18 protein-coding genes are annotated in these 21389 nt (G+C 45.2%); 11 read left to right on the top strand and 7 right to left on the bottom strand.

Annotated features, from left to right (window positions below; all coding sequences use genetic code 11):
• The first annotated feature begins 72 nt into the window (after window positions 1-72).
• The 9 genes from BFG52_RS09810 (at window position 73) to BFG52_RS09770 (ending at window position 9104) form a co-directional block, all read left to right on the top strand.
• Window positions 73-3006 carry an insulinase family protein gene (locus BFG52_RS09810; protein ID WP_067555394.1) on the top strand — a complete coding sequence of 978 codons (2934 nt, stop codon included), beginning with the start codon at window positions 73-75 and terminating at the stop codon, window positions 3004-3006.
• Window positions 3007-3188: 182 nt separating this feature from the next.
• The gene (gene exbB, locus BFG52_RS09805) at window positions 3189-3989 is read left to right on the top strand and encodes a tonB-system energizer ExbB (RefSeq protein ID WP_067555391.1); all 801 of its coding nucleotides are present in this window, start codon (window positions 3189-3191) and stop codon (window positions 3987-3989) included.
• A 1-nt stretch (window position 3990) separates the two neighbouring features.
• On the top strand, window positions 3991-4413 hold the full coding sequence (locus tag BFG52_RS09800; RefSeq protein ID WP_067555388.1) for an ExbD/TolR family protein: 423 nt from the start codon (window positions 3991-3993) through the stop codon (window positions 4411-4413).
• A 14-nt stretch (window positions 4414-4427) separates the two neighbouring features.
• Window positions 4428-5243: a TonB family protein gene (locus tag BFG52_RS09795; protein WP_067555385.1), complete on the top strand. Its 816-nt coding sequence runs from the start codon at window positions 4428-4430 to the stop codon at window positions 5241-5243.
• 131 nt (window positions 5244-5374) lie between these two features.
• Complete coding sequence (locus BFG52_RS09790; RefSeq protein WP_067555382.1) at window positions 5375-5806, top strand: thioredoxin family protein; 432 nt, start codon at window positions 5375-5377, stop codon at window positions 5804-5806.
• A 3-nt stretch (window positions 5807-5809) separates the two neighbouring features.
• Window positions 5810-6220: a thioredoxin family protein gene (locus tag BFG52_RS09785; protein WP_067555379.1), complete on the top strand. Its 411-nt coding sequence runs from the start codon at window positions 5810-5812 to the stop codon at window positions 6218-6220.
• Window positions 6221-6240: 20 nt separating this feature from the next.
• Window positions 6241-6636, top strand: a complete 396-nt coding sequence (locus BFG52_RS09780; protein ID WP_067555376.1) for a thioredoxin family protein — start codon at window positions 6241-6243, stop codon at window positions 6634-6636.
• 145 nt (window positions 6637-6781) lie between these two features.
• Window positions 6782-7945, top strand: a complete 1164-nt coding sequence (locus BFG52_RS09775) for an aminotransferase class V-fold PLP-dependent enzyme (RefSeq protein WP_067555374.1) — start codon at window positions 6782-6784, stop codon at window positions 7943-7945.
• A 154-nt stretch (window positions 7946-8099) separates the two neighbouring features.
• On the top strand, window positions 8100-9104 hold the full coding sequence (locus tag BFG52_RS09770) for an alpha/beta hydrolase (RefSeq protein ID WP_157758096.1): 1005 nt from the start codon (window positions 8100-8102) through the stop codon (window positions 9102-9104).
• Window positions 9105-9157: 53 nt separating this feature from the next.
• Here the strand turns inward: BFG52_RS09770 and BFG52_RS09765 are convergent, their stop codons facing one another.
• Entirely contained in the window at window positions 9158-9808 is a 651-nt protein-coding gene (locus BFG52_RS09765; protein WP_067555372.1) for a CatB-related O-acetyltransferase, read from the bottom strand.
• 110 nt (window positions 9809-9918) lie between these two features.
• Window positions 9919-10854: a LysR family transcriptional regulator gene (locus tag BFG52_RS09760; protein ID WP_218921008.1), complete on the bottom strand. Its 936-nt coding sequence runs from the start codon at window positions 10852-10854 to the stop codon at window positions 9919-9921.
• A 90-nt stretch (window positions 10855-10944) separates the two neighbouring features.
• On the opposite strand from BFG52_RS09760, the gene BFG52_RS09755 reads away from it, so the two are divergent.
• Window positions 10945-12138, top strand: coding sequence for an MFS transporter (locus tag BFG52_RS09755; protein ID WP_067555369.1), 1194 nt, complete (start codon window positions 10945-10947; stop codon window positions 12136-12138).
• A gap of 128 nt (window positions 12139-12266) precedes the next feature.
• On the opposite strand, the gene BFG52_RS09750 is transcribed toward BFG52_RS09755, so the two are convergent.
• Both BFG52_RS09750 and BFG52_RS09745 read right to left on the bottom strand, forming a co-directional pair.
• Entirely contained in the window at window positions 12267-13793 is a 1527-nt protein-coding gene (locus BFG52_RS09750) for a class I adenylate-forming enzyme family protein (protein WP_228703739.1), read from the bottom strand.
• Window positions 13794-13989: 196 nt separating this feature from the next.
• Window positions 13990-15654, bottom strand: coding sequence for an isovaleryl-CoA dehydrogenase (locus BFG52_RS09745; protein WP_067555363.1), 1665 nt, complete (start codon window positions 15652-15654; stop codon window positions 13990-13992).
• Window positions 15655-15885: 231 nt separating this feature from the next.
• Between BFG52_RS09745 and BFG52_RS09740 the strand changes: the two genes are divergently transcribed.
• Entirely contained in the window at window positions 15886-16728 is an 843-nt protein-coding gene (locus tag BFG52_RS09740; protein ID WP_081408677.1) for a PaaX family transcriptional regulator C-terminal domain-containing protein, read from the top strand.
• Window positions 16729-16805: 77 nt separating this feature from the next.
• Here BFG52_RS09740 and BFG52_RS09735 read toward each other — a convergent pair whose 3' ends face one another.
• The 3 genes from BFG52_RS09735 to BFG52_RS09725 all read right to left on the bottom strand — a co-directional run bounded on the left by BFG52_RS09735 (window position 16806) and on the right by BFG52_RS09725 (window position 21260).
• Window positions 16806-18200: an amino acid permease gene (locus BFG52_RS09735; RefSeq protein WP_067555360.1), complete on the bottom strand. Its 1395-nt coding sequence runs from the start codon at window positions 18198-18200 to the stop codon at window positions 16806-16808.
• Between the two features lie 134 nt (window positions 18201-18334).
• Window positions 18335-19831 carry a CoA-acylating methylmalonate-semialdehyde dehydrogenase gene (locus tag BFG52_RS09730; protein ID WP_081408676.1) on the bottom strand — a complete coding sequence of 499 codons (1497 nt, stop codon included), beginning with the start codon at window positions 19829-19831 and terminating at the stop codon, window positions 18335-18337.
• Window positions 19832-19928: 97 nt separating this feature from the next.
• Window positions 19929-21260, bottom strand: coding sequence for an aspartate aminotransferase family protein (locus BFG52_RS09725; protein ID WP_067555354.1), 1332 nt, complete (start codon window positions 21258-21260; stop codon window positions 19929-19931).
• Between the last annotated feature and the right edge of the window lie 129 nt (window positions 21261-21389).

The raw sequence follows: 21389 nt of genomic DNA, 5'->3' as shown, positions 1-21389 counted from the left end.
ACTGAAATTGTTTGCTGTATTTGATGCGCTGGCGCGTTTCTTTATCAATAGCGCAACTCTTGAGTAGTTTATATGTCTCAGTCCATCGATGCAGTATCAAATTTTATTTTATTAAAACAACATCATATTGCTGCTCTAGCTTTGGATGTCCAGCTCTATCAACATCGTGAAACCGGGTTGCAGCATTATCATTTTGCAGATGGGGCAGCAGAATACTGCCTCATGATCATGTTAAAAACCCAACCAGATTCCAGTAATGGTGTGGCTCATGTATTGGAACATACGGTGTTAAATGGTTCTAAGAAATATCCCATTCGCAATGTTTTTACAGCCATGGCACAGCGTTCAGTTAACCATTTTATGAATGCTTTTACCGATGCCGATTATACCTGTTATCCCTTTGCCACCAGTAACCCGCAAGATTTTAAAAATTTAGCAGATGTTTATTTAGATGCGGTTTTTGCTGCCAATTTAGATCCGCTAGACTTTCAACAAGAAGGCATTCGTATAGACTTTGAACAACAACAAGCGCAGTTTAAAGGAATAGTCTTTAATGAAATGAAAGGGGCTATGAGTGTGGTGGATCGGGCACTATATAGTGAAGTACAACAGCATATTTTTGCTGGTAGTTGCTATGCCTATAATTCTGGTGGCAACCCTTTAGAGATTGCCACACTGCGTTATCAGCAGTTACAGGATTTTTATCAGCGGTATTATCATCCATCTAATGCGCTGGTATTTAGTGCTGGGGATATTGACCTGACGCTACTGCATCATCAATTACAACAAAAAATAGCCCATCGGCATGCGGTAGCGGCTGCGTTACCGCAGTTTGCTCCGCGGCGCAATGTTCCAATGTATAGACAGGCATCTTTTCCAGCGCAGGATACAACACAAAAAAGCTATATCCAAATGGCATGGTTATTGGCACCCTCTGCCGATTTATTGCTTAATCTGGCGTGGTATGTATTAGCCGAGCTATTGTGTGGACGAGCTGATGCGCCGTTACGACATTATTGCGATCATTTTGCCGCGGGTGCATTGAGCAGTAGCTTGATGGGGCTGGTCGATCAGACCACAGAATCAGTTTTTCACTGTGGCATACAACAGGTCGATGCCAGTGCTGTTTCAGCTTTTGAAGATGGAGTATGGCGTGTATTGCAGGACTTTATGCGCGATCCAATCGATGATCAATTGCTCGACAGTATCATGACTCGACTAGAGTTCGAACAACGCGAGGTACGTTCTGGGCCATATGCGTTGTCATTGTTTTTTAAAGCAGCCCGTTATGCGGCTATAGATGCAGATGTATTTGCAGCACTTGACCTGAGTGCAACATTGGCACAATTGCGGCTTAAAGTACAGGATCATGTTTGGTTAAAATCTTTATTACAACAAGGCTTAATAGATAATCCGCATCGCTTGTGTCTGCTCTATCAGCCTGATCCAGCACAACTCGCTCAACAACAATTGGCTGAACAAGCATTACTTCAGAAGATGACCGCACAGTTGAATACTGTACAACGAAAGCAATTACAACAACAGGCACAGGCTTTGCAGCAGCGCCAGCAGCAACCACAAGATGCCTCAGTTTTACCCAAGCTTGAGATATCAGACCTGAGTTTGCAATCTAAGGAATATCCATGCCAACGCAGTGTAATCCAACTTAAACAGCAAGAAGCCGCCTGTTATGCCTATGCCGCAGGGCGTAATGGCGTGTTTGATTTACAGATTTCATTTGTGCTCTCTGAAGAAATTTATTTGCATCCATTATTTGAGTTTTATCAGGATTTATTTGGACAGTTAGGTGCTGGCGAATCGAGCTATCAGCAGATTGAATTGGCCGTGCAAGCGCAAAGTGCGGGGCTGAGTACCGAGCTACAGTCCTATATTAAGGTCGAAGATCAGCAACAGCAGTGTGCTGTACGCTTAAGTTTTGCCATCAAGGCTTTGGCACAACAACATCAAGCCATTGCATTATTGCAGCAAGTGTTAGAGCAGCAACGCTTTGATGAACCTGAACGTTTGATCCATGTATTGGAACGCAATATCCAGTTTAAGCAAAGCAATATCAACCATTTTGCAGCCACGATTGCGACCAGTAGTGCCTGTCGCCATTTTAATCCTAGTGCAGCATATGACTATAAAAGCAATGCTTTACAAAGCTTACAGCGACAACAACAGTGGCTGAAACAGTTACAACAAGATGAACATGCCGTTGCTTTGCTTATGTCGCAATTACGGCAATTGCATCGCCAAGTTTTGCATTGTCCAAGGCATTTTATTTTGGTTTGTGATGCCGATGTACAGGCTGAATTATTGGCGCAATTAGAACAGCAATGGCAAGGCTATCAATCACTTGCGCTTGTAGAGGGCATAGAACAAACAGTGCCACAGCATAGTATGGCAGCCGAAGAACAGGCATGGCTCATCGATGGGCAGGTGAATTATTGTGTACAAGCTTATCCGGCAGTACCGATAGAACATCCAGATGCCGCAATCTTTATGGTATTGGCGCATTATTTGACAGAAGGTTATTTGTTTAATGCGATTCGTCAACAAGGTGGTGCTTATGATGGGCGAGCACGTTATGTCGAACACAGTGCTGCATTGCATTTGAGTTCTTTTCGCGATCCTCAACTTGAACGGACCTATCAACATTTTCAACAAGCCATTGACAATGTGTGTCATCGCACGGTTGACCACGCCTTACTTGAAGCAGCAATTTTAAAAGCCTCTAGCAGTTTAAATCGACATGGCTTGCCCTTACAGCAAGTGCTGGAGCAGCATGCGGATGATTGGCGTGGACATACACAGCACCACGATCAATTGATCAATCAGCGTATTTTAAAAGTCACCTATGCGGACTTACAGCGGGTATGTCAGCAGTATTTAACCCCCCAATCTGCCAGTCGTGCTGCATTGGCTGGGCAGCAACAAGCCGCGGCTTTGGCACAACTCGGTTTTCAAGTTTGTGCATTGTCGAAGCATGAGGCGCTGACTTAAGCTCGAGTATCCTATATTTTTGATGGTTAAGTTTATGATTTTATGTATTTTTAAGCTTTGCTATCTAAAAAATTCATATCGATAGCTTGATAAATAATGTATACGCTCGGATTGGCATTGCGGTATTTCATGGGGTGATACGTTTAACACATATTAGGTTCTTGTTTGTTGGAATTGATCACATGAAGCATCCGCGCTCATCATTATTTCGCCCCTTTTTTAAATTGCTTGCGAGTTTCATTGTATTGTTGAGCTTTAACTCGATGTGCCATGCAGCACTTCCACTCAGCAACATTTCACTGTCCCCATTGGCACTGTTTCAGCAGGCCGATATTGTGGTCAAAGCAGTACTGATCATTTTACTCTTGGCGTCTTTTGCCACTTGGGTGGCTTGGTTGATGAAAGTATTAGAGCTGAAAAAACAAGGGCGCTTGGTGGTACGGAGTATGCTTGCCATTGAGCAATTAAATCACTTGGCAGATCGTATTGACTTGCCCAATGGTGCGACACAGACCATGCACCATATTAGCGCGAAGGAATTCCAATTGGCGCAAAGTGCGGGACTGCAAGATGAAAATACCGTGAAAGAGCGGGTTATTAGCTTGACAGATCGCATTATTAGCAATGAAAAACATCGCTTAAGCCACGGTACGGCTATCTTGGCAACGACTGGTGCGATTGCGCCATTTGTGGGGTTATTCGGTACGGTATGGGGCATTATGCACAGCTTTGTGGCGATTGCACAAAGTAATGTGACCAATTTGTCTGTGGTCGCACCCGGGATTGCAGAAGCTTTGTTTGCAACAGCATTGGGCTTATTTGCTGCGATTCCAGCGGTGATTTTCTATAACCATGTCGTACGTTTAATCACGCAATATGGTCTATTGATTGAAGATACTATGGCACTGTTAATGGTTTTACTCAGCCGTGATTTAGATCAACTTGCTGCGCAGCAAAGGCAACGCCCACAAGGAGACGATTAATATGGCTTATTATCGTAGACGGAGTAAAGCAGCAGATTTAGAAGTGGTGAATAGTATTAATGTCACGCCGTTTATCGATGTTATGTTAGTGCTTTTGATTATTTTCATGGTGGTCGCACCGCTTTCTACGGTCAATATTCCGTTAAATTTACCAAGCTCTACCCAACAGGCGAATGCCGATAACGCGCAGCCGATTGTGGTGAGCTTAGATGCTCAGTTCGATATTTTTGTCAATGAACAGAGCGTTAGCAAAGCCCAGTTGGCGACGCATCTGGCACAGTTAACACAGCATGATTTGGAAAAACGCATTTATATCCGCGCTGACAAGGCTGTGCCTTATGAAAAATTTATGCAGTTACTCGATCAATTGTCACAGCTGGGTTATCGTAAAGTCGCGCTGGTCACTGAACAAGTTGACTCGTAGTTGGGAGTGCTATTGTGAAATATAGAACCGCCAAGCAACTCAGCTATCACATCCCCAATAAACCATGGCGGCAAAGTGTGGCGTGGGTAACAGGGGCTTATGCTGTTTCGGCGCTGATCTTCTTGGTGTCTTTTAGCGAACCCGTCGCGATGTTGCAGTCAGCACCACAAGCTCATCCAATTGCCATTGAGCTCGCAGATGTAGTGGCTGCCGCCAAACAGCAAAATTTATCTGAACCAGAAGCGCAGCAAGCCCCCGTGACTGCGCCCAAACCAGCGCCAAGGCCAAAAGTTTTGACCAGTGCTGCGCCAGCGCATGATGAGCAGATTGTTAGCACCCAACCCTCGCAGCCGAAACCCTTACTGCAACAACCATTGCCAGCAACAACACAGCCACCGGTTGAAGCACCTAAGCGAGCTATACCACCCAAACCAGACAGCACGCAGGCTGCCGTGAATATCACTCAGCCCACCGCGCAAGAGGCGGAAAAATCAACCACGACACAGTTGAGTAGTTCGAGTCAGTCTCATTCCAGTGATAGTACCGCCCAATGGCAGCATGGGGTGCTGGCAAAATTACAACAAATGAAACGCTATCCAGCCTATGCGCAACGTGAGAAACAACAGGATGTGGTGCTGGTACATTTTCGTGTCGATGCCAAAGGGCAGTTGCTTAGTGTTGAGATTCAACAAAGTAAAGGCTATGAACTGTTAGAGAGGGAAGTACGCGCCTTGGTGAAACGTGCTGCACCATATCCTGCTCCACCAGCATCGGCATTGAAAAATGGTGTGGTCGACATGGTGGCACCGATTAACTTTTTTATTCAATAAAGTTTATTCAATAAAGTTGCCAAGCAAAAATGCTTGAAAACGGCGGAAAAAACATTGGATTGAATTACGGTAAAAGCTGTGCTGGCACGTTCTAGAAGTAGTGATAACGCATACAGTTGAGTCAAAATATTATGCCAATAATCTCTCGTGATGAAAAAAGTTTCCAATTGGAGGACTTGCCGCAGGGGCAATTGGTGCTCTTGGATATTTGGGCAACATGGTGCCCACCTTGTGTGAAGTTATCTCCAATCATCACACAAATTGCAGAACACTATGCGCAGCAACTGACTGTCATTAAAGTTGATGTTTCTCGGGAAGATACGCGTATCCCGAGAGCTTGGTATAGCTTATTTCACAGCATTACGTTTTTACCGACCTTATTGTTAATCAAAGACAAACAAGTTTTATTACGCTTTGGTCAACATGGGGTCTTTCAAGGTGATCATGAACCAAGCTATGACAGTCTAGCCAGTTTTCCTCAAAAAGAGGATGAGATCGAGTTGAGTTTTGAAAAAATTCAGCAATTGATTCAGCCTTTTATGACAGCAACCACAGCGGAGTAAACGATGCCTATTTTACAATACGACCATCAAAATTTTGACTTCGCACATTTGTCTTCTAGCAACTTATATTTGCTGGCGATTCAAGCCGAATGGAATTCATTTAGTCAGCGTTTGGATCAGGTATTACACGATCTCGCCACAGCACAGCCGACATTGCAGCTGGTACAGATTGATGTCAGTCGTGATGATTTAAGCCAGCAACAGGCGTGGCGTCAGCAAATTGGCAAAATTCATTTTGTGCCAACTTTATTGGCGTATCAAAATGGTCAAGTCTTGGGACGTTTGGGTACACATGGGCAGTTTGTAGGTGACAGTGAGCCGAACTATGCTGAAGAGGAGCGTCCTTGGGAAAATGGTACTGAAATTGAACTCAGTCTGCCCGTTGTATCTGCTTTCATCGCACAATATTTTTAAGGAATCTTTAAGGAGCAGTTATGGCCATCGACAAAATCTGTGCTGGTGATCTAAGCCCGATTTATGCACAGCAAGGCTTTGTACTTTTGGATGTTTATGCCAATCGCTGTATACCCTGTGAGCAGTTGGCAGCACTCTTGGTCAGACTCGCGCAAGATCCGGCATACCCTATACCCATCTATCAAATGAATGTTTCCGAAACTGGACATGATGTGATTGCGCAGCAGTTGGGAGTACAACTCACACCAAGTTTATTGTTGTTACATGCCGGGCAAGTTCAAGCCCAGTTGAATGTATTTGGTGCTTTTGCCAGCTCAGAGCTGCCACAATTTGATGATGATTATATAGCCCAGCATGACATGATGGACCTGAGCTATGTACAGATCATTGCGTTCATCAAACGCTTTGTATCTTAAGGCGATATGCATTATATCGTTTGTATGATGTCTATGACTGACCATCTGATCCTTTTATACCGCCTGACCCCTATGAGATCGTAGAGCAGCAATGCTGCTGAGAAATATCAGCGGTTTCGTTGCTCTCAAATAAAAGAGTTTAATCGTGAAGCATTTAATTTATTTAGATTATGCTGCCACCACCCCTGTTGCTGAGCATACCATTGCAAAAATGGTTGCTTGTCTAGGGCAAGATGGACATTTTGCTAACCCTGCCGCGCGTTCCTATTTCGATGGGCAACGTGCCGCCGCACAGGTTGAACAAGCACGTGCCGAGGTTGCGGCATTGATTCATGCTGAGCCGCACCAGATTATTTGGACATCTGGTGCGACAGAGTCAGATAATCTTGCCATCAAAGGTATTGCCCAGAGCTATGCTAAGCGTGGTAAACACATCATTAGCAGTCAGATTGAGCATAAGGCAGTACTTGATAGTTGTCAGGCTTTGGCACGACAAGGCTATGAAATCACTTATTTGGCACCAGAAGCGCATACGGGTTTGATCCATCCAGAAGCCGTATTGCAAGCCATGCGCCCAGATACCATTTTAGTGTCATTGATGCTGGTCAATAATGAACTGGGTACACTGACGGATATTGCCCGTATTGGTCAATATACTCGCGAACGCGGCATTTGTTTGCATGTCGATGCCGCTCAAGCCGCCGGAAAGGTAGCCATTGATGTCAATGCTTTGCAGGTCGACCTCATGAGTTTATCGGCACATAAACTCTATGGTCCCAAAGGGATTGGTGCTTTATATGTAGCATCGTCATTCCGAGATGAACTGACCGCACAAATTCATGGCGGTGGGCATGAACAGGGATTGCGTTCTGGTACATTGGCAACCCATCAAATTGTTGGTATGGGGCAAGCATGTGTCGATGCCTGTGCTGATTTAAGCGCTGAACAGCAGCGTTTACAGGTCTTGCGGCAGCAGTTATTGACAGGTTTGCAAGATTATGCCGATATCATTTTGAATGGTGATTCTGATCAGCATGTTGCCAATTATTTGAATATCACTTTTTTAGGCACTGCTGCCGCAGCACAGATTGCAGCGATCCGCGCCATTGCTGCGGTTTCTAGTGGTTCAGCCTGTAATTCACATCTGAGCTCTGCATCGCATGTATTACGCGCGATGGGCTGTAGCCCAGAGCAGGCGCAACACAGTATTCGTTTTAGTTTGGGACGCTATAGCACGGCTGAGCACATTGAGCAAGTCATTGCCGCAGTTGCCGCGGCTCAACCTGATCACGGTATTCAATTTATTTAAGGTCGAATCTGATTGCCAATCGCTTGGCAGTTGTATCGTGGCGTAGCAGCTTTTTTACATTATTGCCCGTCTTAAAATGGATCAGGGCACTTTTTCTCGGCTAGGATTGTGGTTAGGCTTAAGCGCAATAATCATAACCACAGGCTTAGCCTCTATGCAAAAACAACAACAGATTATTTCTTTTCCGAGCATTGCCAATGAGCGCAGTGATTTTCCTTTACGTCGCAGTTATCGTGACCAAGTTGCTTGGCAGCAATTGCAGCAGTATTTTAGTGCCGATTATCAGCTCAATGCGCACAATCAACCGACTGAATATTATTGGGCATGGCGTGAACAACATCATATCCATATCGATTATTATCCCCAAGCCACTGCTGCGGCAAAAATTATTTTGGTACATGGGGTCGGCAGCAATGGTCGGCAAATGAGTTTAATCTTGGGACGTCCTTTGGCTGAAGCGGGTTATGAATGTTTAGCACTCGATTTACCTGCTTATGGGCTGAGTGAAAGCCGGACGAAATCCATTCTTTATCAGGACTGGGTGGCTGTGCTAGATGATTTTATTCGGGCACAGCAGCAAAAAGATGATCGCCCTATCTTTTTATTTGGTCTTTCGGCCGGTGGAATGTTGTGTTTGCATGTGGCGGCGCGCAATCCGCAGATCAAAGGCATTATTGCCATGACCTTGTTGGACCAACGTTATGCTGTGGTCAATCGCGGTACGATGCGTTTTTCTGCCTTAAGCCGCATAAATCTTGCATTGCTCGGTCTATTGGCAAAAACACCATTGCGTCAGATGCTCTTACCGATGCGTTGGGTGTCGAAAATGGACAAGTTATGTAACCATCGTTTGGCCTGCCAAAGCATGTTAAACGATAGCAGTTCGGCGGGTAATGCCATGAGTATTGGTTTTCTCGACAGTTATATGCATTATCAACCAGAGCAAGCCTTGCAAGATATCACTGGACCCGCATTGTTATTAACCCAACCCGCTTGTGACCGTTGGACCGATCTAAGCTTAAGTGAACCGGTATTACAGCAGCTGAGCTTGGACTATCAAGTGGTGTTATTGCCGCAGGGTGGGCATTATCCCATTGAGGCAAGCGCACTCAATGCACTCAAACAGCACAGTCTACGTTTTATTGCGGCGCAGCTATAGATGCCGTGATGATATTGCTCGATGGCAAAGTGAGTACATTGTGCTAGATGTACTCACTGTAACTTTGATGAAGAAGAAATGTCTGCATAAGCTTGTCGCAACGCGCCGAGATCATTTTGTGTGAGCAGAGGCTGTAACTGCGCGAATTGTGCTGGGCTCAGATCATATAACTTTAAGCGCAATAACTGTGCAATGGTGTCTTTATCAAAACGTGACTTAATCACTTTGGCTGGATTACCTGCGACAACTTGATAGGGGGCGACATCTTTGCTCACAATACTACCCGATGCGATGACCGCACCTTCGCCAATGGTTACACCGGGCATGATCATGGCACGCATACCAATCCAGGCACCATCACCAATATGGGTATCACCTTTCATTTGATAGGCATCAACTATGCTTTCCAGAAAAGGGTAGAGGCTAAACCAATCCATACGATGGGTATGATTGCCACCCATCAAAATCACAGCTTCTGCACCAATACAAACATGGCTGCCAATATACAACTGGTCGATTGGCCACTGTGGTTGCCAAGCTTGTAAACTATAGGCATCACCATAGAGGTAACGTACCACGCTGTCCTCAAAATTGCCTGTCCACGCATTGCTATAGTAGCTGGTGGTGCCTTTGATATGAATATTGGGATTGCTATGGGTTTGGTGCAGATATTCAACCTGTGACCAATGTTTCGAATTTGACATAGATTTGCCTACTTGCTATTCAATGATGACCAGCACAGGATTGTAGCTGGAATCATGGGCAATGACGATGGAAATAGCAAACTTCTGGCGCTTTTCACTCGGCATATTCTTTACTTTAGAGATTCGCGCCACGTCGGTTGTTGTTGCCAACGTTGTCGAATGTAGTCAATCAAACAGCTGACTTTAGGGGAAAGATGTCGTTTAGATGGATAAACAGCACAGATCGGTTGCGGAGCAGGTCGAAACGCGCTGAGTACTTCGACCAGTTGTCCTTGTGCCAATGAATCGGCAACCAAAAATTCACCAACTTGGATTAACCCAAAATGGGCCAATGCAGTATCGGTGAGTGCTTGTACATCATAGAGGCGTATACGACCTTGCGCAGCATAGCGTATGGTTTCTGCATTGACTTGAAAGCGCCATGCCACCGGACGACCTTGATGTAAATAGATCAATTGTTGATGCTTGAGTAAATCTTCAGGACTATGTGGTTGCCCAAATTGCGCCAAGTACTGCGGCGATGCACAGACCAGCAACTGATGTTGTGCCAAGCGCTGTTGCACCAGACGACTGTCTTTTTGTTGACCAAAACGTATGGCGAGATCAATCCCATCTTCGATCAGGTCTTGATAGTCATCTGAGAAGATTACTTCCAGTGCAATATCTGGATAAACATCCAGAAAATCTAGCAAAATCGGCATGAGGTGTAGGCGACCAAAGGCAACGGGCATGGTGATTCTTAAACGCCCTTTGGGACTATGATGACGTTTTAGCATCATATTTTCGGCATCTTCTACATCGTGCAAGATACGCTGTGCCGCTTGATAAAATAATAAACCTTCATCGGTCAGACTTAATTTACGTGTCGTTCGATGAATCAGTCGACTGCTTAAACGACTTTCTAAGCGTTGAATACTTTTACCGACAGCAGAGCGTGAGAGGTTGAGTAGATCTGCCGCTTTGCTAAAACTTCCTGCATCGGCAACACGAATAAAAATGACAATATCGCTGATGTTATTGAGTGAGATGTTTGCATGATTGACCACTTTTATTCCCCAATGTTGTTCGCAAAGTTCAGTTTATTCCCTAACCGCTTTGCAGTATATTGCACAATGTCTTGATGATTGAAGAGAAAAATGCGTTTAGAAGCAGATGTAAAAGCCCTTGAGAACACCAGCCCTAAAGCTTGGTTGGCGGTGATTGCAGTGGCATTGGCGATTTTTGCTGTGGTCAGTGCAGAAATGTTACCCATTGGTTTATTAACCCCCATTGCGCAGAGTATGGCGCAATCGGTCGGGCGCAGTAGCCTGATTATTTCTGTACCGTCCTTTGTTGCCGCCGTGACAGCGCCGAGCGTGGTTTTGCTTTTTAAAGGGATGAATCGCCGTAGTCTGCTGCTGTTTTTTATGTTGCTATTGCTATGCTCCAATCTCTTGGCAGCGGTGGTCAGTGATTTTCATTGGTTATTGTTGGCGCGGGTATGTTTTGGCATCTCGATGGGAGGCATTTGGTGCCTAGCTGGTGGTTTGGCGCTACGTTTGGTGGCCGATCAGCATGTGGCTTTGGCAACTTCTATTATTTTCAGTGGTGTTGCCGCTGCCTCGGTATTGGGTGTGCCCATCGGGGTGTATTTGGGCGATCTATGGGGCTGGCGACAAGCCTTTGTTTGTGTTGCTGTGTTAGTCGCAGGGGTTCTGGCATTGTTATTTTGGTCTTTGCCCAGTTTGCCCGCCAATAGTGATATTAGTCTGAAGTCTACGCTGCACACCTTAGCGCGCAGTAAAATTGTCCTTGGTCTAGCACTGACCTTACTGTTGGTCACCGGTCATTTTACGGCCTATACCTTTGTGCGTCCTGTATTGCAATCGATAGCTTTATTTTCTGACCACTCGATTGGGGCATTGTTATTGTTTTACGGCGTGTGCGGTATAGTCGGGAACTTTATTGCTGGTTTTAACTTACAAAAACGTTTGCATGCCACCATTATTGCTATTGCCTTGGGCATGGCTGTGGCGACCATATTATTCGTACCTTGGGGCGATTCACAAGCGATCAGTGTGGCACTGTTACTGCTCTGGGGCTTGGCTTATGGTGGCGTGTCGGTCTCATTGATGACATGGATGATTCGTGCGGCGCCAGATCGGGTCGAGATTGCTTCGGCTGCCAATATCGCAATTTTTAACCTTTCTATTGGTTCGGGAGCCTATATCGGTGGTGTATTATTTGATGGTTTTGGGGTGCTGAGTAATTTGATTTTTGCCTGTGTTCTTAGTGTTGCTGCCGCAATATTGGTGGCCACTACATCGAAAATGCAGCGTATGCGCACATAAGCTGTTCGCTTAAAGCAGCGTTTGAAGCACTCAAACGCTGCTATTAGAACCTTGGACTGCATTGTATTAGGACGTTGTATTAGGACATCGGACTGCATCGCAGTTGAGCCATTAAGCAACGCTAAGATTTAGTGCACAGCCGATGTCATGGCGAGATCATGTTGCTGGAGTTGGCTCTTGATGACTTTACCAATACCATTACGGGGCAGTGCAGCAATAAAACGTACTGCTTTAATGCATTTATAGGCTGCGAGCTGCTGACGGCAATGCTGTATTAACTGCTGTTCATCTACTTGATGTTCGGCATTGCTGACCACATAGGCGACAGGAATTTCACCCCAATGTGCATCAGCGACGCCAATTACTGCCACATCTTGAACAGCAGGATGTGTCATGAGACTGGCTTCAAGTTCCGCAGGGTAAATATTTTCCCCACCACTAATAATCATGTCTTTTAGGCGGTCGACCACATAGACAAAATGCTGTGCATCGAGACGTCCGATATCTCCAGTACGATACCAACCATCGACGAAACTTGCCGCAGTAGCCGCTGGGTTATTCCAGTAATGCGAAAAACGCATGGCACCTTTACACCAAATTTCACCTTCTTGCCCGATTGCAACGGGGGCTAAACTGACAGGATCAACAATTTTAACTTGTACGCCCAGTGCGGCTTGACCATGTGATTTGGCATAGTCTAGTCCCATGGCAGGTGTCCAAAAACACACTGCACCACAAAATTCAGTAATGCCATAGACCTGTTGAATATTGAGCCCCAATGCTAAGCCCGCCGTGATCAGTGCATAGGGCACTGCGGATGCACCACAGGTAATCCAAGATAAACTACTGTGATCAACCGTGGTTTTTTGTGCTACTTGAAGCAAGGCTTGTAGCATGACAGGAACGGTCATCATACTGGTGACACCTTCTTGTGCAATCAGTTGCCAGACGTGGACTGGATTGAAATCTGCCAGCAAAATTGTAGTACAGCCTTTAAGCACATTGGTAATCCAAGGCGATAAACCTCCAATATGAAACATTGGTGCAACCAATAAGAAACGATGGTCACTATTCCAAGATAAGGTACAGCTATTACTCTGTGCTGTGGCAACTAATGCCCGATGTGACAAAACAGCGCCTTTCGGCTTACCCGTGGTACCCGAGGTATACATAATGACCGCAGCTTGTTCGGCATCCTCTAGCATTGGCAGTTGACCGTCAAAACGCTGTTCCGCGATGATGTCTGGATAACTAGGATGTACAGTACTGTGTTGACCTGCCAGCAAGACGCGGATTGAAGTGTGTGCCGAGAGGGTACGGACTTGCTCGCCAAAACCGTTGTCATACAACATAGCACTGGGAGTACTGTCTTGTAAGATATATTGCAACTCATTGACTTGTAAACGCCAATTTAAAATCACCACCACAGCACCAATATAGCTACTGGCAAATACAGCGGTTGCCAAAAAGTCACTGTTTTTGGCATAGATGGCAATACGATCACCCTGCTGTATGCCTTGTTGTTGTAAATAGTTGGCAAGGCGTTGGCTGCGCTGCGCCAGCTCTGCAAAATTTAACCGTAGATCGCCGTAAACCAGCGCTGGTTGTTGCGGGCTTAAACTGGCGCGTTGCTGCAATAATTGGCTGAGGTGCATTTGTATCTCCTTATCACAAATGGCAAATAAAATTTAAAATGGCGTCTTGCCCTATTATGGGTGGTCATTGCATGCCAGATCCTTGCTCTGGCATAGGCTTTACTGTAACGCAGCATATTAGCGCTGTCACAATACCTGCTTCTTGGCTATGAAACTTGGTTTAAAGACTTAGTATGGTTTAAAGACTTGGCATGGTTTAAAGATTTGGCATGGCACGGGTTAAAATATGCGCGTTGTATTGGTCATCACTAAAGCTGCCAAAACTAAAGCCGTAGTCTGTACCGAAGCGGGTTGCACAAAACATTGTCGCCATGGCTGGGTCGCCGTGCAGCAATAATTGTGCAGCTTGTAAGGCCAATGCGGTACGTTCTACCAATAGTCGTGCTTTTTTTTCAAAATTATCTTGCATTTGAAATTGTTGTTCTAAGCAGATTAAGTGTTGGTCATAGGCCGGGTGGCGTCCTTGAGCAAGCTTTAACTCGGCAAACAATGCCGCAGCCGTACTGCGGTCTTTGTGTAAGCTGCGAAGTACATCAAGGCATTGTATATTGCCACTACCTTCCCAGATCGAATTGAGCGGTGCTTGACGGTACAGTCGCGGTAAAATATTTTCTTCCACATAGCCAATACCGCCCAGACATTCTTGTGCTTCATTAATAAAGGCGGGTGTGCGTTTACAAACCCAAAATTTTGCAATGGCTGTAGCGATACGGGCAAAGGCAGCTTGTGTGGCATCATGCGGTGCAGCATCGATGGCTTGGGCGACACGAAAGCCAAGTAATAGTGCAGCTTCGCTTTCGATGCTTAAATCGGTAAGTACATTGCGCATAATTGGTTGGTCAATCAAAAGCTTCCCAAAAGCAGCACGTTGTTTAACATGATCTAAGACCTGTACCAAAGCTTGGCGCATTTGTGCGGCAGAGCCAATGACGCAGTCTAATCGTGTTAAGGCGACCATTTCTAAAATCGTTGCAATTCCACGACCCGCTTCACCAATTAAATACGCCGTTGCACCTTGGAACTCAACTTCGGAAGAGGCATTACTCCAATCTCCCAATTTATTTTTCAGGCGCTGTACATGTACTGCATTTAAACTACCATCGGGCAAGATCCGCGGCATTAAAAAACAACTCAGCCCAGCATCTAATTGTGCTAATACCAAGTGAGCATCGCACATTGGTGCAGAAAAAAAGAATTTATGCCCAACAATTTGATAGTCGCCATTGGCTTGTAAATAAGCACGACTGCTATTACGGCGGACATCTGAACCACCTTGTTTTTCAGTCATTCCCATACCAATGGTACAGGACTGTTTTTCAGCAATTGGCAGCGCTCGAGGGTCATAGCCATTGGCTAAAATTTTCGGTAACCAAATAGCGGACAGCTCTGGAGAATGCGCCAGACAAGGCACTGCCGCATGCGTCATGGTTAAAGGGCAGGCTGTGCCAGCATCGGCTTGGCTATTGATATACATCAATGCACTACGGATAACATGCGCACCAGACTGGTGTTGGTTTTGCCATGAGAAGTTATGTACAGCATGTTCAGCGGCATTGTGCATGAGTTGATGATAGGCAGGGTGAAATTCGACTTCATCAATGCGCCGACCATAGCGATCAAAACGATGCAGGATGGGCTTGTGAGTATTGGCTAATTCGCCCAAGGTCATTTGCTGTATGCCTGTGACAGCACCCATTTGATTGAGTTGCTGATCAGCCCAATCACCGGCATAGTGATGTGTCGCCTGCTGCAAGGCGAGATCACTTTGCCATAAATTTTGGTCAAATAATGCAGTTGGTTGATTTTCAATACGGTGTGTTTGAAATTGCTGCCTTAAGTTATTGTGTTCTGAGTCATGCATTTGAACCTCCTGTTCAAACTGACAAGCTTTTGCTTTGTCCTATGCGCTGATCATGCTTGCTATATAAATACTATTTTGTTTTTAGTTCAGATATTTACTGTGCATTGATATTACATATTTTGACACTTTGCGTCAATCTGTGTAATTTTATTTGCAAGAGCGAATATGACCCGATGTTTATGTATTACACGATTGCAGTAAATTTAGGCTAGGACATAGGACAAATTTAAAATGTTTCAAATGGATTTGAACAGTACACCCCATGCAACACAGTTATTATTGCGTTTGCTGGCCGTGGCAGAGCAACAACAACTGGATAGTCGGGCAGCCATTGCCGCAGGCGCGTTATTTGACATTTCAGCCAATGCAATGCGTGTTGCTTTGGCACGGTTACAGGCAAAAGGGCTTATTCAGTCGGTTGAACGTGGTTGTTATCGTTTAGGTGAAAAAGGGCAAATATTAAGCGCGGATGTTGCCGCTTGGCGCAATGCTGAACAGGCTATGGTGCAGTGGGATCAGAGTTGGCTTGCAGTGTCTCTTGCTGGGCAAAGCCGTCGTGATCGCAAAACCTTAAGAGTGCAACAACGTGCTTTGGCGCTATTGGGCATGTGTCCATGGCACTCTGGGCTTTATTTACGTCCCAATAATATCCAAGGTGCCGTCACAGGTCTGACCGCACGGTTAAAAAATCTTGGACTGTCTGAACAGGCGGTGTTATTTCGACTGAGCGATTTAGCAGCAGAGCAACAACAACAGGTTTGTCATTTATGGGATAGCACCGCTTTAGAGCAGAGCTACCATCAATTGATGAGAGGCTTACAGCAAGCGACGATTCAGCTTAAACACGGCTCATTGCCGGATGCCGCACGTCAAAGTTATGTAATTGGGGATGCTGCAATTCGGCAGATGATTTTTGATCCTATGCTGCCAGAACCCTTATTGGATGTAAAACTGCGGCAACAATGTCGACAGCAATTACAAGATTTCGATGCCTTGGGGCATGAGATTTGGGCGAATTTTTTGGTGCAATGCGTAGGCGATCGGCTTACACAGCAGATATCGAATAGTACTTAGATGATTGCACATAGAGAAAGATGAACGTATAGCGCGTTCATCTTTCTAAAGAGTTTAGAGTAATTTACTGCATTGTTTTAACTGAGTTGTTTGGTTAAAGCATATTTCTTTTTCCGTTTATAATTGATGAACACACCGCAGACCACGACCACACCAGTGACGGTCAAAGACATTAATGTTTCGTAACTATAATCGGGGGAGAAGAACATATAGCCAAGTACCGAGACGATCATCAAAATGACCAACCATGTCAACCAAGGAAATAGCCACATTTTAAATGGTATCTCGACCCCTTGTGCCTCATAACGTTTGCGTAAACGTAGTTGGGAAATTGCAATCACCAAATAGACCAGTAAGGCAATTGCGCCCGTTGTCGATAATAAAAAGGTCAGTACTTGACCTGGGAAGAAGTAATTCGCCATGCAGCCTAAAATACCCACCACACAAGATAAAATCACTGCAACACGCGGAACGCCGCGAGGGGTTAGGCGTGTCACGGCAGCCGGCGCATCTTTGCGGGCCCCGAGAGAGAACAACATACGAGATGCTGTATAAAGTGCTGCATTCATACAGCTGGCAACGGCAACAAATACCACACTGTCCATAATCAGTTTGGTGCCCGGTACATTGAGGGTCATGAGGACATATTGAAAGGTACCATAGTCTTTTAGACCCGAAGCACGCCAATCGACCAAAGAGACCGCCAAGAAAATAGACACCACAAAAAATAGAATAATACGATAAATCACCAGATTGGTGGCTTTACGAATTTTCTCTTGCGGATTATGAGCTTCAGCAGCAGCGATCGATAAAATTTCTACACCAAAGAAAGAAAAGGCCGTGATTAAAATCCCGGCCAAGATGCCACCAAAACCAAAGGGCATAAAGCCGCCATTTTGATAGAGATTGGCAATCCCGCTGACATCAGCCCATGGCCATAGCCCAAATACGGCTAAGCCGCAAATGCCAATAAACATCAAGATGGCAACGACTTTAATCAGTGAAAACCAAAACTCAAAAGTGCCAAAGTTTTTCACATCAAATAAGTTGGCTAAACTTAAAATGACAACAAAGAGTAAGGCATATAACCAGGCGGGCAGCATGGGAAACCAAGCATGTAAAATTTCTGCACCTGCGATGGCTTCAACGGGAATGACCAATACCCAAAACCACCAGTATAACCAACCAATGGTAAAGCCTGCCCACGGTGCAATAGCCTTACTGGCATAAGTTGAGAATGAACCGGTATCTGGTTGCATCACTGCCATTTCACCCAGCATACGCATGACTAAAAAGACGACCAGACTGGTTAAGGCATATGAAAGTACTACAGCAGGACCTGCTTTGGCGATGGCTGCAGAGGAGCCAATAAATAAACCAGCACCAATGACACCGCCGATACTGATCATCATGACTTGACGATTGGTTAGTCCTTCACCAAGTTTTGGGGTCGTATTATTTTGATTCTTCATTTTTTATCCTTAAAAATGATTGACTGGATATCAACTGAATACGCTCTGCGATCGCTAAAGATGCAGGCTATTGTAGTCCTTCAGTCGATTAAAAAAAGGGAAGAACAGTCAATTTCTTCCCAGAGTTTTTTGTTTTAGTTTAAGGTGGGCATGGAGAACTGTTTGCTTTCGCGCAAATTTGCGCTGGGCCAACGTTGGGTAATCGTCTTACGGCGGGTATAAAAACGCGCGCCATCTGGACCATAGGCACTGAGATCACCGAACAGAGAGCGCTTCCAGCCACCAAAGCTGTGATAGGCCACAGGCACAGGTAAGGGAATATTAATCCCCACCATACCGACCTGAATGTGCGTACTAAAATAACGCGCCGCTTCTCCATCACGGGTATAAATACAGGTGCCATTACCATATTCATGGGCATCAATGAGTTGCATGGCATCTTGCATACTGTCGACACGAATAATTTGTAAAACTGGACCAAAAATTTCTGCGCGATAGCTGTGCATCTCTGCTGTAACGGCATCAATTAAAGTAGGTCCAACAAAAAAGCCGGCTTCAAATCCTGCGACTTGGGCTTGTCGTCCATCGACCACGATTTTAGCCCCTTGTTGCTCTGCACTATCGATATAGCCAAGCACTTTGTCTTTGTGGGCTTGGGTAATGACAGGACCAAAATCATTGTCCGCATCATGATATGCACCGTAACGTAGTTTTTGCATTTCAGCTTGAAGCTTTTCAATCACTTGGTCTGCAATCTCATCTCCAACGGCAACCGCAACTGACAAGGCCATACAGCGTTCACCGGAGGAACCAAAAGCTGCACCAAGTAATGAGCTGACCACATTGTCTAGGTCGGCATCCGGCATAATAATGGCATGATTTTTTGCTCCGCCTAAGGCCTGACAGCGTTTACCAGCTGCCGTTGCCGTTTGATAGATATATTCTGCAATCGGGGTAGAGCCGACAAAACTAATCGCCTGAATCCGGGGATCATGCAATAAATAATCAACCGCTTCTTTATCGCCGTTGACCAGCGCAAAAACACCATCGGGTAAGCCTGCTTGTTGAAGCAATTGTGCGATATAGAGCGTTGACGACGGGTCACGTTCCGATGGTTTTAAGATAAAGCAATTACCACAAACCAAGGCCATCGGAAACATCCACAGCGGCACCATCACTGGAAAGTTAAAGGGGGTAATTCCAGCAACTACACCGAGTGGTTGGAATTCACTCCATGAGTCGATATGAGGTCCTACATTTTTACTAAATTCGCCTTTTAAAAACTCAGTTGCTGCACAGGCATATTCAACATTCTCAATACCACGTTGTAATTCCCCCATAGCGTCATGAGAAATCTTGCCATGTTCTTGCCCGATCAATTCACAGATTTTATCAGCATGTTCCTCAAGTAACTGTTTGAACTTAAACATAATGCGTACCCGTTTAATGACTGGGGTATCGCGCCATGCAGGAAAGGCTGCTGTAGCAGCGGCAATGGCTTGATCAACTGTGTCATGATCTGCCAAAGCTACTTGTTTGTGGGCTGCTCCTGTGGAGGGATTAAATACGGTTTGATAACGTGTACCGCTATTTTGAACTTGACCTTGTATAAAATGACCAATGGTTTCCATGTCTAAATCCTCTGACACACCCGATCGGGTGCGCCGTTTTTGTTGGCATTTGGGTAAATTAGAATAATAAGGTTGCGCCTTGAGACGAAGACATCTGCTAGGCAATGTGGGATAAATGTTCGTCTACTGCGCAAAAGAGATTATTTAAATCATTGCGGCGACTATTGAACATTGGTCCAAATTGCAAGGTATCACCACCAAAGCGTACATAAAAACCTGCTTGCCAGAGTCGCATACCAACTTCGAATGGCCGTATGGTCGGGTCACCATCACGTGCCTGTAGTTGTACGGCACCAATCAAGCCACAGTTACGGATATCGATCACGTGTTTACTGTCTTTCAGTTGATGGATGAGTTGTTCAAAATCGCTGCTTAAAGCATCTGCTTGTTGTACGATGTCTTGTTCCGCCATGACTCTCAGTGTGGCGAGTCCAGCCGCACAGGCAACAGGGTGGGCAGAGTAGGTATAACCATGACTAAACTCTACCGCATGCGCTGCTAAGTCTTGCTGCATAAAGGTGTCGTAGATTTGACTTGAAACGACTACTCCACCGAGAGGAATAGCGCCATTACTGATTTGTTTGGCAAAACAGAGTAAATCAGGCGTGACACTAAAGTATTCTGCGGCACTATAGCGACCTAAACGACCAAAGCCGGTGATGACTTCATCGAAAATGAGCAGGATATTATGTTGATCGCAAATTTCTCTGAGGCGTTTTAAATAGGACTGTGGTGGAATGAGTGCCCCTGCTGAACCAGAGACAGGTTCTACAATCAATGCTGCAATATTCGATGCATCATGTAACTCAATGACTTTGAGCATTTCATCAGCTAAGGCAATCCCCCCTTGTTCAGCCATACCTTTGGTAAAAGCCATATTGGGTTGCAAGGTATGTGGGATATGGTCTGCATCCATCAATGGTCCAAACATTTTACGGTTGCCACCAATACCACCGACACTGCTCCCGCCAATGTTGACCCCGTGATAGCCACGTGCACGCCCAATAATTTTAGTTTTATTGGCTTGTCCGCGAATGCGCCAGTAAGCCTTGGCTATTTTAATGGCGGTATCGGCAGATTCAGAACCAGAGTCTGTAAAAAACACATGATTTAACGGATCTGGCAATAACGCAGTGATTTGTTCAGCCAACTGAAAAGACAGTGGATGAGCAAATTGAAATGCGGGGGAATAGTCCAATGTAGCCAATTGATGACTGACAGCTTGCTGGATTTCCTGTACACAGTGCCCTAAACCACAGGTCCACAGTCCAGACAATGAGTCATAAACTTTTCTACCTTGCTGATCTATGAGATGGGCATCTTTGGCTGCAACAATGATACGTGGGTCTTGTTGGAAATTACGATTTGCTGAAAAAGGCATCCAATGTGCTTGATAGTTCAAATTTTGAAATTGATTGTGATCAACCATGATCGACACTCCATTGCTGTTGTTTTGCTTGAGTGTAGGCAGGATTTAAATTTTTATAAATACAAACTATCTTTACTTTAGATTTGTTTTTTTGTAACTAAATAATTTGGCTTGTGAAGCTGAAAGCAT

This window comes from Acinetobacter larvae, assembly GCF_001704115.1.
GTDB lineage: Bacteria > Pseudomonadota > Gammaproteobacteria > Pseudomonadales > Moraxellaceae > Acinetobacter > Acinetobacter larvae.
This window is presented reverse-complemented; position numbering and strand designations above follow the sequence as displayed.